This is a genomic window from Psychrobacter sp. AOP7-B1-24 (genome assembly GCF_052376215.1).
GTDB lineage: Bacteria > Pseudomonadota > Gammaproteobacteria > Pseudomonadales > Moraxellaceae > Psychrobacter.
In genome coordinates, this window is record NZ_JBQSVL010000006.1 from 1 (window position 1) to 14,754 (window position 14,754).

The following is a 14,754-nucleotide window of genomic DNA, read 5'->3' on the forward strand; positions in this document are numbered from 1 at the left end:
AAATAATTAAATATGGGAAGTCATTAGGGCGTGTTGAACATTCAAATGTGGTGTGGTGCTGGCAGTGACTATTTTTTAGACAATATGCAGTTAAATTTTTGATGCCTAGTCATTCTAGGTGAAACAATTTCGCCATATATTGGCAAAAAAGAGTACTGCCCCGAAGGGCTGATTCTAAAATCACCCCAAACGTTGTTACAAACCTCGCTAAGGTCTTGACATTATCATCGGCTTGCGCCTAGTTTGGTGCAGTTTTAGCGATCAGCAGTCCTAATATTTGAATGTTCAACACGCCCTAAATTCATATAATTTAGAGCGCACCTTCAATTTAGGCATTAAACGATAAAGGTATTGAAAATTACCAAATATTGGCCAAATGGTGTCAAGTAACTTGCTGATATCTTGATGTGGTTTGTACTATTTTTTGGTTGTCATCTATCTTGTTGTGACCATCATTTTGTAGGAAGTGTACTGTCTACTCCACATCCTATTTGTATGATTAATAAACTGACGTTAACCTGACTTATGGGTATGAATGGACATGAGTAGTCCAAAGCCCGCCATTAATGTCACGATAGCTGTACCACCATAGCTAATAAAGGGTAATGGAACACCAACGACTGGTAGAATGCCACCAACCATACCGACATTGACAAATATATAGACAAAGAACGACATAGCGATCGCCCCTGCCAATAATCTGCTATAGGTATCAGGGTGGGTAGAGGCGATATATAGTGCGCGCATTAGTAAGCAGGAATAGATAAACATCAATAGCAAAACACCTAGTAAGCCAAACTCCTCAGAAAATGCGGCAATAATAAAGTCAGTATGACCTTCTGGTAAGAAGTGCAGATGTGATTGTGTACCTTCTAAATAGCCTTTACCAGTGAGGCCACCAGCCCCGATTGCTGTTTTGGATTGAATGATATTCCAACCGGCGCCTTGTACATCGGCCTCAGGGTTTAGTAGTGTGAGTACACGTGTACGTTGGTAATCATGTAATAGAAAATTCCAAGCAAAAGCGATAAGAGGAATGGCTAAAACGGCAGCTGCCGAAATCAGACGCCAAGACAGACCTGCTAAAAACAGTACAAAAATACCGCTGGCTGCCACTAATAGCGAGGTACCTAGATCAGGTTCCTTAGCAATTAATAAGACAGGAACAATAATTAATCCCAATGTTATAGCGATGCTAGAAGTGGATGGTGGTAGATCACGTTTGGACAAAAACCAAGCACACATCATTGGCATGCCAAGTTTCATAAATTCTGAAGGCTGCACACTACCAAATCCTGGTAAATTGATCCAGCGCTGAGCGCCCATGCGTACTTCACCGATGACATCAACCAACACCAACAAGATGAGTCCAAGTACGTAAAATATGGGTGTAAAGGTACGATAGATACTAGGTGGTATCTGCGCCATGGTAAACATGACAGTAAATGCGACAGCATAGCTGACCATTTGGCGTACAACCATACTAACATCTTGGCCTGCAGCACTATATAAAATCGTCAAACCAATACAGCAGACAGTCAATAAAAGTAGGGTTAACCACGGATCGATATGAATACGTTGCCATAACGTCGGTGCATGGCCTTGGCCGAGATGATGGCTTTGGCGTGAAAAACGATACTGCGGATTAGAAGACATAGGCAAAGTGAGTCTGGTAATTGGTGTAAGAGGAAAGTTTTATCTAAATTTTTTTTTAATACGCCTTAATGAAATAATGCGAATAAAGTAACACCTAAGCAATAAAGTTACATGACTATAAAAATTATGAGGATAAGTGTTAATTACAAATATCAAGCCTCTAATTAGAAGCGATAGTTTAGCCTGCTTACTGAAAATTTGATAGTATCGATAAAACGTTTTTAGCGGTAGCCTCCTGCAATGAATAATAAAAAACTCCCTCGTAACAGGCAGATTCACAAGCCTGTGATTGCACTACTGGTTTTGTATGCTAGTAGTATTCCTGCTCATGCCGATATTATCAGTGATAATAGTGAACGTCGTATTCAAGTACGTCAAGGCGGTAGCACTATTTATGTTCAGCCATCTGAAAATGTTTCAGATGATAGTTCTCGTGTCACGAGTGAAAAAAATGTGATTAATCGCGATAGCATGCAGGGGTTGATTGCCCAAAAACAGCGTGATTTTAATTTGCAGGCTCGTCTATCTATTGAAGAGAATAAAAGTGTGAATATCGCTCGGAGTGTGCCTGATTCTAACACGGCTCATAACCATGGTGATCATGATGTGATTAGTATGGACTTTAACGTATGGTTAAACAATAACAGTTACCGTGCTAAACAAGTGGCAGAGTATCAGCGTTATCTCATCTCACAAGTGGGCGCAAAAAACGTACCACCACTATCTCAGTTATTGACGACCGCACGTAGTTGGAAGAAGTGTGGCTATGAGCCTTATCAACTACCACCGAAAGAGTTATGGCCAAATATTGTACCCACATTGCGTCTATATAGTGAGTTGAAAAAACAAGGTATATTGCCAGCAAGTAGTGAGATACGCTCTGTATATCGTAGTCCTGGTCTTAATGACTGTGCGGGTGGGGCTGATAGTAGTAAGCATATGAATGCCAGTGCCATGGATATTTGGGTGCCAGAATATGAAAGTAATTTATGGCAGCTGAGTACAATGCAAGATGGTCTATGCCAGTTTTGGCAATATCAAGGAGCAGCCCATAATTTTGGTTTAGGTTTATATGCGACGGGAGCCATCCATCTAGATACTGATGGTTATCGTAAATGGGGGTTTCATCATGCGAGCAGTAGTTCTTCTTGTCGTTACTAACCTAAGCCATTACTAACTTAAGTTGCTATTAACTTAGGTCTTTATAAATTTGAGACGGCTCTAAACACCATCAGTCATTGTCGCGTATGGCATAGAGTTGGCAGTGAGACTCGGGGTTTTGTAGTCAATTGGATATAAAGTTTCTCACTTAGTTAGCTCTAACTGACCTAAATTTATTGGCATTAAACGCATAAGTCATAAATTTTCAGAAGTTATACTTGTATTGAGAAATTATATCCATACTATAATGAGCTATTATTTATATTTATATCATTTATTTTATAAGATAAAAGAACCATATTTAATTTTTTTAGATAAGTAAGTGATTGATTGTAATGTGAACTTTTGAATCTGAGTTAAATTTTATTTTATAAAAAATCTATTACAAGTAGTATTTATGAAACACTGGCAGTCAGTATCGATGAAAAAAAATCGCTTTAATGCTTCCAAAAAGGTCTTTGCTCAGTTCAATATCAGCTATATGGTTGTATTTGGTTCAGCTCTTTTTTTAATAACGGCCTGTAATATAGATAAAGCTTCTGAGGATTTATCTCCGATAGAGGCACAATCTACTATCACCCTCGATAGTAATATAAAGGAAGCGGAAAATGTTAAAGAAAGTATCAAGAATTCTTATGCCAGACTGGCTTCGGAACGTCCTGATGTTTGTCCAAAGTTAATACAGAAAGGGGTTGATAGCCAGGTTATTAAGCGTACTGCAGAAGTAATGACAAGTGACTATTGTGATTATTTCTTGTATCCACAAGATGGACAAAAAATTTCAGTTAAAGTAAATGACCGTCAAATCGAAACGTTATTAATCGTACCAATATTGCACAATTTTGCTAACGGTGATTATCAAGTAGAGTCTTATGACAAACATGTGATTCGATTGGCTTACGATGGTGCAACCTATAAGCCCGAAAATCTTGTTTATGACGTTGCGGTAACTGTTTCCGATTGAGGTGTGTCAATTTTTACTTTCTAGCCGAGAGCGTTTTTAGCACAAAAAGCTAAGAACAGCTAGAGTTCAGAGCAGTAGCGATTAAGCGTAATAAACGTAGAGAGCGATGCCAATTGGTATCGCTCTCTACGTTTACAGGGTTATTTTTTAGTCTTGTCATCTTTCCAAGGGTCATCTTGTCCAACGGTGACAATTAAAAAATCATCAGGCTTTAGTGTATCTCGCATTGTTTGATTGACCTCTGATAGTTTTACTTGATCAATACGGTTGACGTAATTAGTCAGATAGTTATCTTGTAACTGATAAAAATTCATCATACCAAGTAGACCATTAATTCCCGCATTACTTGCAAACCCCATTGGGAAACTATTCTTAAGACTATCTGTTGTCAGTTGCATCTCGCTACTAGTAATACCTTCATCTAAAGTATCATTAATAACTTCTAAACTGGCATCAATGGCAGCACGAGCTTTATCATTACGGGTCGAAAATCCGATTTGATAGGGACCTTTTGCGAGCATTGGATTCATAGATCCTGATATACCGTATGTGTAGCCAAGATTTTGTCTAATTTCAGTCATCAGTCGTGCATTAAAATCCCCGCCAGCCATTACCTCGTTACCGACAGCAAAATTGGTTTGCTGCTGTTGATCTTTTGGATTGGTCGCGCGTTTACTTCCCAATTGTCCCATGAGTACAGTGGTTTGAGTGCTAGGGAATGGAATGTGAATATGCTTGGCTTGATTTAAAGGCTTTGGTTCAGGTAGCTCTGCGGCCATTTGACCTGTTGGTAGATTAGTGGTGATGTTTTCAGCAAGTTGCTTTGCTTGTGCTAAGGTGAGGTTTCCTGTCATAGCAAGCGAGGCGTTAGCCGCGACTAGATAGCGGTTTTTAAAATCTATCAGTTGTTGTTTACTGATGTTGGGTACGCTTTCAAGCGTACCAGCTGATTGATGGGCATAAGGATGCTCGCCATATAATGCTTTATTAAAAGCAATGCTAGCAAGACTATTGGGATCTTGTTTTTGTTGTTGTAAGCCAACCAACAATCGGGCTTTGTTACGTGCCAAAATATCATCATCAAAAGCAGGATCGCTGAGCATTTGAGTCATTAAATCAATAGCAGGTAGCAAGTGTTTATCGTCAGATAAACTCCGTAGCGAGACGATAAACATATCCTTATAAGCACTGCTGTCTAAATTAATACCGAGTGTTTCAACGGCTTGGGTAAATTGATTTTCATCTAAGCTTTTAGAGCCTTGCGTCAGCATGGTCGCTGTCATGTTAGCAATACCAAAACCATCTCGCTGGATGCTGTTGTCACGGGCACTACCAGCGTTAAAGCGCAAATCAATATCAACAATTGGTAAGGTGGTTGTTTGTACAAAGCGTACTGGTACACCTGATTTGGTTTTGAACTGTTGAATCGTTGGTACAGTAACGGTTAAATCATTGGTATTATCTAAGCTGGTTAGTTTTGATAATGCAGCAATGGGTGCGCTGGTATCGACTGAGGCGGAGCCATGGTATTCTTCAACAGCTGCTGAATCTGCTTGCGCTGTCATTGTTAATGTTGTCAAACTTAACAATATAGTAGCGCTAAGACATCCTCGTTTTATAAGCGTTGATGCGTTGATTGTTGATGGATTGTTTAAAGGCTTTTTGCTTATGTGCAACAAGTCATTATGCTTATTCATGGTTTTCTTCTTATTAATAATAAAGTCTGTATGATCGGGCTTAACATTCACATCTCACCATTATTTCTTTGTATCGTCTTGGTCTTGAGGTGGAATGATATGCATCACCGTCAAATTGTCTTTTACTAAATATTTTTTACTGGCCGCTTGTATATCAGCGATTGACACACCATCTAGTTTGGTTGGTAGTTCGGCAAGTAACCTGTCATCTAGACCGATAGACTGTAAGGAGCCAATCATACGAGCCTGACCTTCCATACTATCTTGTGCATAGACCAATCCGGTCACCGTATTGGTTTTGGCACGGCTAATTTCGTCGGCGGCTATGGGATCAGTTTTTAGTTTTTCTATCTCAGCGATGATGGCCTGCTGCGCTTGTTCTAGGCTAACGCCTTCACGCGGTGTTGCTTGAATTAAGAAAAGTCCATCGCCTCGATCTAGCAAGTCATAAGAAGTGCCAACCGTGGTTAGTATACCTTGTTCACGTATGAGTCGACTCTCAAGACGCGCTGATAGTCCACCATCTAATACGTCCTGAGCCAGTGAAAGCGCATACGCTTGTTTTTCGTTACTTGCTCCAGCGGTAATAAGGCTTGGTACGTTATAGCCCATCAATAACACAGGTACTTGTACGGCTTGTTCTGAATCGACTTGTTGATAGCCACGAAAACCTTTTTGACTAATGCTAGGGCGTTCAGGTAAATTACTTGGGGTTAGCTCACTGAAATAGCGTTTGACTTGCGTCAAGACTTCTTCTGGCTCAACATCACCTACGATGACTAAGGTTGCATTGTTTGGCGCGTACCACTTTTGATACCATGCCTTTAATTCTGGTAGGGTGATTGATTCAATCTCCTTCATGGGGCCGATAACAGACTCACCTTTCGGGCTATCGGGCAATGCGAGCAATCGGAATGACTCATACGCTTTTGCGAGTGGATTGTCATCGGTACGCTGACGGCGTTCTTCCATGACGACTTGGTGTTCTTTGGCAAACTCTTTATCATTGAACAATAGGTTTTTCATACGATCGGCTTCTAGCTCAAGCGCTAAAGGGAATCGATTTGCAGGGAACAGCTCGTAATAACCAGTATAATCGTAGCTGGTAAAGGCATTATTGACACCGCCAAATTTAGCAATCAAGCGTTCATAGTCGTCACTTGATACATCAGTTGTACCTTTAAACATCATATGTTCAAGTAGGTGCGAGATACCACCTTTGTCGGCAGGTTCATCTGTTGAGCCTACTTTGTACCATATCTGCGTCATCACCACTGGTGCGCGATGATCTTCTTTTACCACTACCTTTAGGCCGTTTTCTAATTGGTATTCATGTCGACCTGACATGTCTATGGCCAATGCTGGCTGCTGAGCATCATTGGACGTTTTTTCTTGCGCCACGGTGCTTTGAGTTGCTGGACTCTGAACAGTCGATAAGGGATTTGAATCAATGGCATTAGTTTGGCAAGCTGCAAGAGTAGCTAACATTGCGAAAGCGCAGGCAACTCGTAATGAGGTTTTAGGTAGTAGTAGTAAAGACGATGATAAAGGCTGTGTCATGTTAAGTTCTACTTATATAAATGGCAACTGGTAAATTAAAGGTATATCAACCAATGAGTGAGTATATCAACTTTAATTATAACAAGAGAAAGCTTATAAAGAGGTGTGTGCACCGACCATGACACTGGCAGTTGGTTTGATATCATGTGTGGTATTACAGCCTGTTGCTGACAATACAATTGTCGTTAGCAGAGTAGCTGCACTGATACTGGTTATTTTTTTACTGTATTTTTTATAAGTGTTAGATAGTGAGGACATAGGTAGTTCCTAAAGGGGTAATTGTTGAATAAGTAGTGGTTAAACAAATATAGTAAATTTTATAGTAAGAGTTGGTAGAGTAGGAGAAGTTTAGCATGCTCAAGGTCAGATTTTTGTGTCCAAATCTTAAGCAAAACTTTCTAAACTGATTATGTCACCTTCTAAACCAGTGGTTTTTGACGATAGTCTATGAGGGTAAGGGCTGAGCGCCACTAGAATTATGCTAAACTAGGGCAAAATTATTTGTCATGCTGATGGTAAAAACACGACGGCTGATAAACCCATTTAAAATAAACAAATAACTGGTAGTGATAACTTTTAGGGCAAGCTTATGAATAACCCAAACAACAGTAACCGTGTGGTCATCAATCTAGATGGTGACCTTGACGACTTGGATGACGATGATATTACTTTACCCAGTCTACCGGCGCAATCGGTGCCTATTATTGATGAGGCTGAGGATATTACACCAACGACCACATTTGAAAATGAAAATGTCGAGTTGGGCACGCCGATTGTTATGACAGAGTCAAGAACCAACGCTGAGGTTGCCGCTAAAAATTCTGAAAGCAGTCATTCAGTTGCTAATGCTATTAGTGATAAAGATATTGCAAACATTCCAACTATGCCACTGCAAGAGAATTTAGGAAACAGTGCGAGTGTTAGTCCAGCTAATAGTTCTAATTCAGTTGCTAGTGTCACGTCAACGAAACTAGAAGCAGAATCAGAAAAAATTGATAAAAAAGGCAGTTGGTTTAACCGTATGAAAACGGGGCTTAGTAAGTCACGTAAAAACTTAGCCGAAGGTATGGTCAATATCTTGATCGGTGGTAAAGAGATCGATGATGAACTGTTAGAAGAAGTCGAAGACCAGCTACTGGTTGCCGATATTGGTGTCAATGCGACCAACCGTATTATCAAAAGCCTTACTGAACAGACCGACCGTGGTGATTTGATTTACGCTCACTCATTATACAAAGCCTTGCAAACTGAGCTGGTTGATATTTTGACCCCCAAAGTTGCGCCGCTAGTGATTGATAGTACCAAAAAACCATTTGTTATTTTGATGGTAGGTGTCAATGGCGTAGGTAAAACCACTACTATCGGTAAATTGGCTAAGCGATTACAAGGTGAAGGCAAGTCAGTTATGTTAGCTGCTGGCGATACCTTTAGAGCAGCAGCCACGGAGCAGCTACAAATTTGGGGTGAGCGTAATAGTATTCCAGTGGTTGCCCAAGGTCATGGCTCAGACAGTGCTTCTGTTATTTTTGATGCCATGCAATCTGCTAAGGCAAAAAATATTGATGTGCTCATTGCTGATACTGCAGGACGTTTGCAAAACAAAACACACCTGATGTCAGAGCTTGAAAAAGTGGTGCGCGTGATGCGTAAAGCTGACCCAAGCGCACCGCACGAAGGTATGATAGTACTTGATGCTGGCACAGGTCAAAATGCAATTAATCAGGTTGAATTATTTAACAAAGTCGTACCACTGACTGGTATTACCATCACCAAGCTAGACGGCACGGCCAAAGGTGGCGTGGTCTTTAATGTTGCTGAAACAACGGATGTACCGATTCGTTACATTGGCGTGGGTGAGTCAATTGATGATTTGCGTGCCTTTAGTCCTAAGCAGTTTGTCGCAGCGTTATTCGAGACTGATGATAAAGAGTAGTGTTTGATAAGTTGTTTTAGGCGACGAAGAAGTCTTAAATATAAAGTGAAGACGCTAATTATAATAAATAGTGTTCCAATTTTTTGATTTTGAAGGGTTTTTATGGATGTTTTAGGTGCCTTAGCTGGCTTGGGATTGGCAGCGATTGTCCTTTTTGTCGCGTTTATGTTTGTGTTTCAATTCACACGTAGTCTTGTGAAGTTAAAAAATCTCAAAGATCCTACACGCAAGCTGACACAAACTGAAAAAAACTACATCACCCCTTATCTAGATAAATATGAATTAGCACTCAGAAGCGACGATATTTACGAGGTCACTGGGGGTGAGCTCGCTTACAGGACCTTCTCTTATCAAGGCAACGCCACCACCCATAAAATATTTGCAGGCATTGAGTTAATCACGCCCTATAACCTTGACATGCTCATGCGGGGTGATGACAACACGGCCGAGATTGCTGTTACAAAATCTGGGACAAGCAAAACGGCGGGCATGCTATTTGGTGCTGTCATTAGCGTTAATGGTGTCAATGTTACTGAGTGGGCTGAAACCGCTTGGCGAGAAGGTAAAGACGGTGAAGACGGTGAAGCTGACCCACTCGCTATGAATATTACTAAGAACCGCAAAGAGTCTGATCTAGAAGCACATTTGCGCCGTAACCACTTATGGTATGGCGCTAGCATGGTTTATGTTTGGCTAATGTTGCTTTGTTTGTTAGCAACTATTTATTTACCGGCGTTGTGGTCGAGCTGGACATACTCGATCATCGCACTCCTATTTGCACTACTCGCTGGTACAAGCTTTGCCAAAACCTATTTAGCGCATAAGCCAAAACAAGACGTTTTGACTGCTAAGGGCCGAATCACAAAGCTATCTATTGAGCGACTTCAGAGTAAGTTTTTATCCTCTGACGACGAATTTTATTTTGGTCCACAGTATCATCTACGGTTTCCGGATGATAAGCAAAAAACCGAATTTCGGTTTGGCGGCCATAACAATGAAACCGAATACACGGCTGAATTGACGGCTCATAAAAGTTCAGGCTATCAGCTACTTGAGTTAAATCCGTTTCAGTCTGTATTTGAGCGATATTGTAAGCAGTCAAAAGTACTGAATCTTAGAACGCTATTGTGGGCAGGTGGAGCCGTAATAGCACTGGGTTTGGCATATCCTTTTTATAATCAACTGGACATCACGCCCGAGTCTATATTTCAAAATACATACAATGATTCGCCAGAAACAAGAACTTATGCCAATCATGAAGAACTTGCGAATGATCCACCGGCGCTGGGAGATCGGCTCGTATTAAATAGCAATCAGGCACTTTCCTGTGCGGTAGTGACGAAGTTGTTTGGTGCAAATGCCCCAGATTGTAATGTGATTATCTTGGGTGAAGACGTTACGAGGGCAGCGGCATTGCCTGATTATATTCAAAATCAGCTGGTTTTTAACTTTAAGCCTCGTAATGTTCGGGATGATTTTGGCTCTGGTTATGGTGCAGATAAGATCGTTACGAGTCCAACTTATATCAGCGATATCGACAGCGCTTGTGCCTTTGACCCTGTGTTCGATTGCAATGTAATCTATCAAGAACTTGTCGATCGTTTTAGCCCGAATGGCGATAATTCTGAGATGAGCAATCAGGCTAAAATTGATGAGATAAAGGGCATGCTGAGTCAGCCGATTATACGGTTCGATTTCTTATCGTACAGTTTGCTATCTTCAAGTATCCGGACATGGGTGCAAGAAGGTGCTGCGACCTATTGGCAAAACTATTTTGCCGATCAGCCCGAGTCTGACCGCTCAATAACTTCACACAATGGAGTCACCATTGAATTACCTACGGGTTATTTTTATAAGTTTGATGAGCATGCTGTTGTGCCCATGACGGGATCCTATCGTGAGGGCGGCGATAATTACTGGATAAATGCAGGGAAAATTGTTTCTGCACCATTAAATGAAACTGAAACATATCGTATTGAGGGTAATGTCGTGGGGGTTGAGAGGCAAGGCACGACAACGGCTATCAAGCTTAGTACTGGCGATCCAGTGCCTTACCACAAGACGATCGCGTTTATACTGACTATTGTTTTATCGACCTTGATTTTGCTCGCCGCTATTGTTCAGTATTTCTATAAAAAGCTGAAGATAAGGTCAGCAATTAAACATATCAAACAAGAGTCATTTTAGATAAATATGATAAGTTACATAAACCTCTAGACAGTTAACAGCGGGAAAAGTCATGATAGTCACTACAACGGCTCTTGGAGCACATCAATTGACCTTAATTGCCAGTGCCAGTTATAGTGAGCATGACAGTCCTCAGTTGGTCGAGGTCAATTGGTTGCTAGCAGGTAACTCTTGGCACAGCTCAAAATCAGTGCCTAAGCTTAAAAAGCATTACAAGCTTGATGATAGTGATTTTGAGTTTATAGATAGAAATAGCCTAAGTATTTCTAATAAAACTCAGGCTCTCTTGCTGACTGCTATTGAGCAAATCAATGAATATATTAATGGCACTCGCAAAGATTTTGACTTGCCTTTAGATATGTCTCTAGGGACAGAGTTTCAGCAGAGAGTATGGAGAGGGTTGCAGACAATCCCTCATGGCGAGACTATCAGCTATGGAACACTAGCAAAACGTGTTAATAGCCCAAAAGGATTCCGTGCGGTTGCCCAAGCCAATAGTAGAAACCCATTTAGTCTGATCGTCCCTTGTCATCGTGTGATTGCGAGTGATGGTAAGATCGGTGGTTATACGGGTGGATTGGATAAAAAAATATACTTGTTAACCCTTGAGGGTGTCGACTGCTAAAGCGTTTAAACGTTGTCTATTGATAGATAATCGCACACATAAAAAACGCCAAACCTGATATGGGTTTGGCGTTTTTTATATATGAGGATAAGCACTAGTGTTGTAGGTTGTTCTTATCTCTAAGGGTTCTGGCTACTTACTACTTACATTTTTTACAGCCTGAACATCCTTTTGACTTCTTAAATATAACTTTTGTCCACACGTAATAAAAAGATATCGCAACGATAATAAACACGATGAGGTATTCTAACCATATATTCATTTTTAACTCCTTCGTGAGTTCCTTAAAATCCAAAAATGCTGCCAGCAATTCGGTAAACAATCCATGCCATTGCATAAGCCAAGGCAAACAGATACCCCGTAATCATTAATGTTTGCTTTAATGATTTGGTTTCACGTCGAATCACGGCAAGCGTGGCCAAACACATAGGCGCATATACATAAAATGCCAAAAATGAAAAGGCTGTTGCTAAGCCCCATTGAGCATGAATGATAGGAATCAATGTTTGGTTGATGATTTCATCACCCACATCACCTACCGCATATACGGTACCCAAAGCGGCTACCACGACTTCTCTGGCTGCCAGCCCCGGAATCAATGCAATACACATCTGCCACGTAAAGCCAATCGGTGCAAAAATAGGCTCAATAACATGACCGAGCATACCAGCGAAGCTATAATCAATTGCGGGACCAGTTGCATTTGCAGGTGCTGATGGAAAAGTCACTAATACCCATAGCACAACTGATAGAGCAAAAATAACCGTACCTGCTTTCATTAAGAAAGCACTTACTTTGTCCCAAAGCTCTCCTGCAATATGCTTCACGTTTGGCATACGATACGTTGGTAGCTCCATTAGCAAGGGAAATGCAGACGATTCTGATTTTGTGCCACTAAAACGTTTAAATAACCACGATACCAAGGCCGCCGAAAATGTGCCGGCAACATATAATATAAATAAGGTGATGCCTTGCAAGTTGAATATGCCCAATACTGTTTGACTGGGTATCACCGCTGCAATAATAAGCGCATAAATAGGCAAGCGAGCGGAACAGGTCAGCATGGGTAGCACAGCAATGGCCACTAATCGTTCTTTATGACTAGGAATGGTACGGGTTGACATCACAGCTGGTACAGCACAGGCAAAACCAGAGAGTAGGGGAATGAAAGAGCGTCCAGACAGTCCTACTTTTGCTAATAAGTTGTCTAACAAAAATGCTGCTCGTGGTAAATAACCTGAGTCTTCAAGGACTAATAAAAATAAAAACAGCAAGGTAATCTGTGGCACAAATACCAATACGCTACCCACGCCCGCAACAATTCCATCTACAATTAAGCTCTGTAATATGCCGTCTGGCAGCCATTGTGACAATAAAATGCCAATACTACCCACCAGCCATTCGATGCTGTCCATAATCGGTGCTGCCCAGGCATAGACAGCTTGAAATATAACAAACAGAATCACTAATAAAATGACCACGCCTATAACAGGGTGTAATGTCAGCTGGTCCAGTCGCTCATGCCATTTTGGTAGTTGTTGTGCTCTAGTTACTGCGCGGCTTAAAATATCATCAGCTTGCTGATACAGCATGTGGGTATCAGTATCGCTATTAAAAAAATATACAGGTTTGTCGCGGCTACCAATATGTTTAATAAGTTCGTCAGCCAGTGTGAATAACTGCTCACAGCCTTTACGTTTAATGGCAACGGTTTTCACAAAAGGTACGCCAAGCTCATCTGACAATATAGACTCATCAACCACTAAGCCGCGGCTTTGTGCCACATCGCTTAAATTCAGTGCCACGATGATGGGCAAGCCCAAACTTTTGAGCTCAAGTAACATCCGTAATGACATGCGCAAGTTGGTTGCATCGGCCACAAAAAGGATGCCATCAGGGATAGATTCCCCTGGCATTTGACCGAATAACACTTTACGCGTGACTTCTTCGTCGAGACTTGCCGTCTTCAAACTGTAGGTGCCCGGTAGATCTAAAATATTGACGTTTGAGTGCCTAAGTAGTTTGGCACTGCGTTTATCAACCGTAACGCCAGAGTAGTTTGCTACTTTAGCTTTAGAGCCTGTAAGCACATTGAAGGTTGCGGTTTTGCCGCAATTGGGTGCGCCTACCAAAGCCAATGTGATAGGAGCAGTGCTGGCTTTTATTTTATTGGCTGGTACTGAAAGGGTTGCTGAAGAGGACATAAGCTTATGAACCGCTGTTAAAAGGACTGGCATAGTCATTCCACTATAAAAGTGTTACCGCATTAACCTTGCTTAAAGTATTTAATATACCTCTACGCTCGGCTGCCTTGTATGACTTTTAAATTGAATCGACTATATGAGAAAAGCATTTGGATAGAGCTGGTGGGCATCCAATAATTAGTGACTTTTACCATTTGCCTTTATGTGACAGCACGGCATTGTATTTTTATCAGTTCATCGGCACGTAAGCTAAATTGTGCGCCTGTGTTGAGCTGCACGGCATAAGGTGGCCTACCAAATAAGCCTTTGGCTACAATGTGAACCAAAGTATTGGGTAAAAATCCTAAATCTTTTAGTCGTTGACTAATAGCACCATCGATCTCACCAAACCGGCTATTGGCGACAATCTCATCGATAATGGCAGGCTGGCGCTTGTCTAAGTCTAATAATGAGCACACAGGAGATGATGTAGGTTTATTATCAGAAAGAATAGACGTATCAGTAGTGGGGTTTTGAGAAGGGAGGATCGTAATACTCATAGAGAGTCCTTAATTATTCGCATTGTTGCAAATAATAACTATTACCGTTTTTGTGCGATTATATGCCTCAACTTTCCCAAAAACAATGTCTATGGGCATACTTGTGACAACAAAAAACCAGACAGTAAGAAACTGTCTGGTTCTAAAGTGTAAACAATTAATATTAAAGGTTATTTATGATATTTAGACCTCACAGATCAGTAACATAAGCTACATTTGAGATTATTT

The 14,754-nt window shown here is 41.0% G+C and carries 11 protein-coding genes; 5 read left to right on the forward strand and 6 right to left on the reverse strand.

Annotated elements, in window-relative coordinates:
- Nucleotides 1-513 precede the first annotated feature (513 nt).
- On the reverse strand, nucleotides 514-1,656 hold the full coding sequence (gene rodA / locus ACT3QP_RS02190) for a rod shape-determining protein RodA (RefSeq protein ID WP_444524304.1): 1,143 nt from the start codon (nucleotides 1,654-1,656) through the stop codon (nucleotides 514-516).
- A gap of 240 nt (nucleotides 1,657-1,896) precedes the next feature.
- Here rodA and ACT3QP_RS02195 point away from each other — a divergent pair, with 240 nt between their 5' ends.
- Both ACT3QP_RS02195 and ACT3QP_RS02200 read left to right on the forward strand, forming a co-directional pair.
- Nucleotides 1,897-2,817, forward strand: coding sequence for a D-Ala-D-Ala carboxypeptidase family metallohydrolase (locus ACT3QP_RS02195; RefSeq protein ID WP_444524305.1), 921 nt, complete (start codon nucleotides 1,897-1,899; stop codon nucleotides 2,815-2,817).
- A 397-nt stretch (nucleotides 2,818-3,214) separates the two neighbouring features.
- Entirely contained in the window at nucleotides 3,215-3,781 is a 567-nt protein-coding gene (locus ACT3QP_RS02200) for a hypothetical protein (protein WP_444524306.1), read from the forward strand.
- Nucleotides 3,782-3,921: 140 nt separating this feature from the next.
- Here ACT3QP_RS02200 and ACT3QP_RS02205 read toward each other — a convergent pair whose 3' ends face one another.
- From ACT3QP_RS02205 to ACT3QP_RS02215, 3 genes are all read right to left on the reverse strand, one after another.
- Nucleotides 3,922-5,478 (reverse strand): M16 family metallopeptidase, encoded by a 1,557-nt coding sequence (locus ACT3QP_RS02205; RefSeq protein ID WP_444524307.1) that lies wholly within the window; start codon nucleotides 5,476-5,478, stop codon nucleotides 3,922-3,924.
- Nucleotides 5,479-5,538: 60 nt separating this feature from the next.
- Nucleotides 5,539-7,038, reverse strand: coding sequence for a M16 family metallopeptidase (locus ACT3QP_RS02210; protein ID WP_444524308.1), 1,500 nt, complete (start codon nucleotides 7,036-7,038; stop codon nucleotides 5,539-5,541).
- Between the two features lie 93 nt (nucleotides 7,039-7,131).
- A complete protein-coding gene (locus ACT3QP_RS02215; protein ID WP_444524309.1) occupies nucleotides 7,132-7,296 on the reverse strand; it encodes a hypothetical protein in 165 nt (54 codons plus the stop codon).
- A gap of 625 nt (nucleotides 7,297-7,921) precedes the next feature.
- Here ACT3QP_RS02215 and ftsY point away from each other — a divergent pair.
- The 3 genes from ftsY to ACT3QP_RS02230 all read left to right on the forward strand — a co-directional run bounded on the left by ftsY (nucleotide 7,922) and on the right by ACT3QP_RS02230 (nucleotide 11,783).
- Nucleotides 7,922-8,971, forward strand: coding sequence for a signal recognition particle-docking protein FtsY (gene ftsY / locus ACT3QP_RS02220; protein WP_444524358.1), 1,050 nt, complete (start codon nucleotides 7,922-7,924; stop codon nucleotides 8,969-8,971).
- 102 nt (nucleotides 8,972-9,073) lie between these two features.
- On the forward strand, nucleotides 9,074-11,158 hold the full coding sequence (locus ACT3QP_RS02225; RefSeq protein ID WP_444524310.1) for a hypothetical protein: 2,085 nt from the start codon (nucleotides 9,074-9,076) through the stop codon (nucleotides 11,156-11,158).
- A gap of 52 nt (nucleotides 11,159-11,210) precedes the next feature.
- Nucleotides 11,211-11,783 (forward strand): methylated-DNA--[protein]-cysteine S-methyltransferase, encoded by a 573-nt coding sequence (locus ACT3QP_RS02230; protein WP_444524311.1) that lies wholly within the window; start codon nucleotides 11,211-11,213, stop codon nucleotides 11,781-11,783.
- Between the two features lie 284 nt (nucleotides 11,784-12,067).
- Here the strand turns inward: ACT3QP_RS02230 and feoB are convergent, their stop codons facing one another.
- Both feoB and ACT3QP_RS02240 read right to left on the reverse strand, forming a co-directional pair.
- On the reverse strand, nucleotides 12,068-13,987 hold the full coding sequence (gene feoB / locus ACT3QP_RS02235) for a ferrous iron transport protein B (protein ID WP_444524359.1): 1,920 nt from the start codon (nucleotides 13,985-13,987) through the stop codon (nucleotides 12,068-12,070).
- Nucleotides 13,988-14,187: 200 nt separating this feature from the next.
- Nucleotides 14,188-14,526: a FeoA family protein gene (locus tag ACT3QP_RS02240; RefSeq protein ID WP_444524312.1), complete on the reverse strand. Its 339-nt coding sequence runs from the start codon at nucleotides 14,524-14,526 to the stop codon at nucleotides 14,188-14,190.
- Nucleotides 14,527-14,754 lie beyond the last annotated feature (228 nt).

What these genes read in the sequence shown, in the direction of transcription:
- ftsY (WP_444524358.1), top strand. Translation starts at nt 7,922, where the DNA reads ATGCCACTGCAAGAGAATTTAGGAAACAGTGCGAGTGTTAGTCCAGCT.
- ACT3QP_RS02200 (WP_444524306.1), top strand. Translation starts at nt 3,215, where the DNA reads ATGAAACACTGGCAGTCAGTATCGATGAAAAAAAATCGCTTTAATGCT.
- ACT3QP_RS02240 (WP_444524312.1), bottom strand. Translation starts at nt 14,526, where the DNA reads ATGAGTATTACGATCCTCCCTTCTCAAAACCCCACTACTGATACGTCT.
- feoB (WP_444524359.1), bottom strand. Translation starts at nt 13,987, where the DNA reads ATGTCCTCTTCAGCAACCCTTTCAGTACCAGCCAATAAAATAAAAGCC.
- ACT3QP_RS02215 (WP_444524309.1), bottom strand. Translation starts at nt 7,296, where the DNA reads ATGTCCTCACTATCTAACACTTATAAAAAATACAGTAAAAAAATAACC.
- ACT3QP_RS02225 (WP_444524310.1), top strand. Translation starts at nt 9,074, where the DNA reads ATGGATGTTTTAGGTGCCTTAGCTGGCTTGGGATTGGCAGCGATTGTC.
- rodA (WP_444524304.1), bottom strand. Translation starts at nt 1,656, where the DNA reads ATGTCTTCTAATCCGCAGTATCGTTTTTCACGCCAAAGCCATCATCTC.
- ACT3QP_RS02195 (WP_444524305.1), top strand. Translation starts at nt 1,897, where the DNA reads ATGAATAATAAAAAACTCCCTCGTAACAGGCAGATTCACAAGCCTGTG.
- ACT3QP_RS02210 (WP_444524308.1), bottom strand. Translation starts at nt 7,038, where the DNA reads ATGACACAGCCTTTATCATCGTCTTTACTACTACTACCTAAAACCTCA.
- ACT3QP_RS02230 (WP_444524311.1), top strand. Translation starts at nt 11,211, where the DNA reads ATGATAGTCACTACAACGGCTCTTGGAGCACATCAATTGACCTTAATT.
- ACT3QP_RS02205 (WP_444524307.1), bottom strand. Translation starts at nt 5,478, where the DNA reads ATGAATAAGCATAATGACTTGTTGCACATAAGCAAAAAGCCTTTAAAC.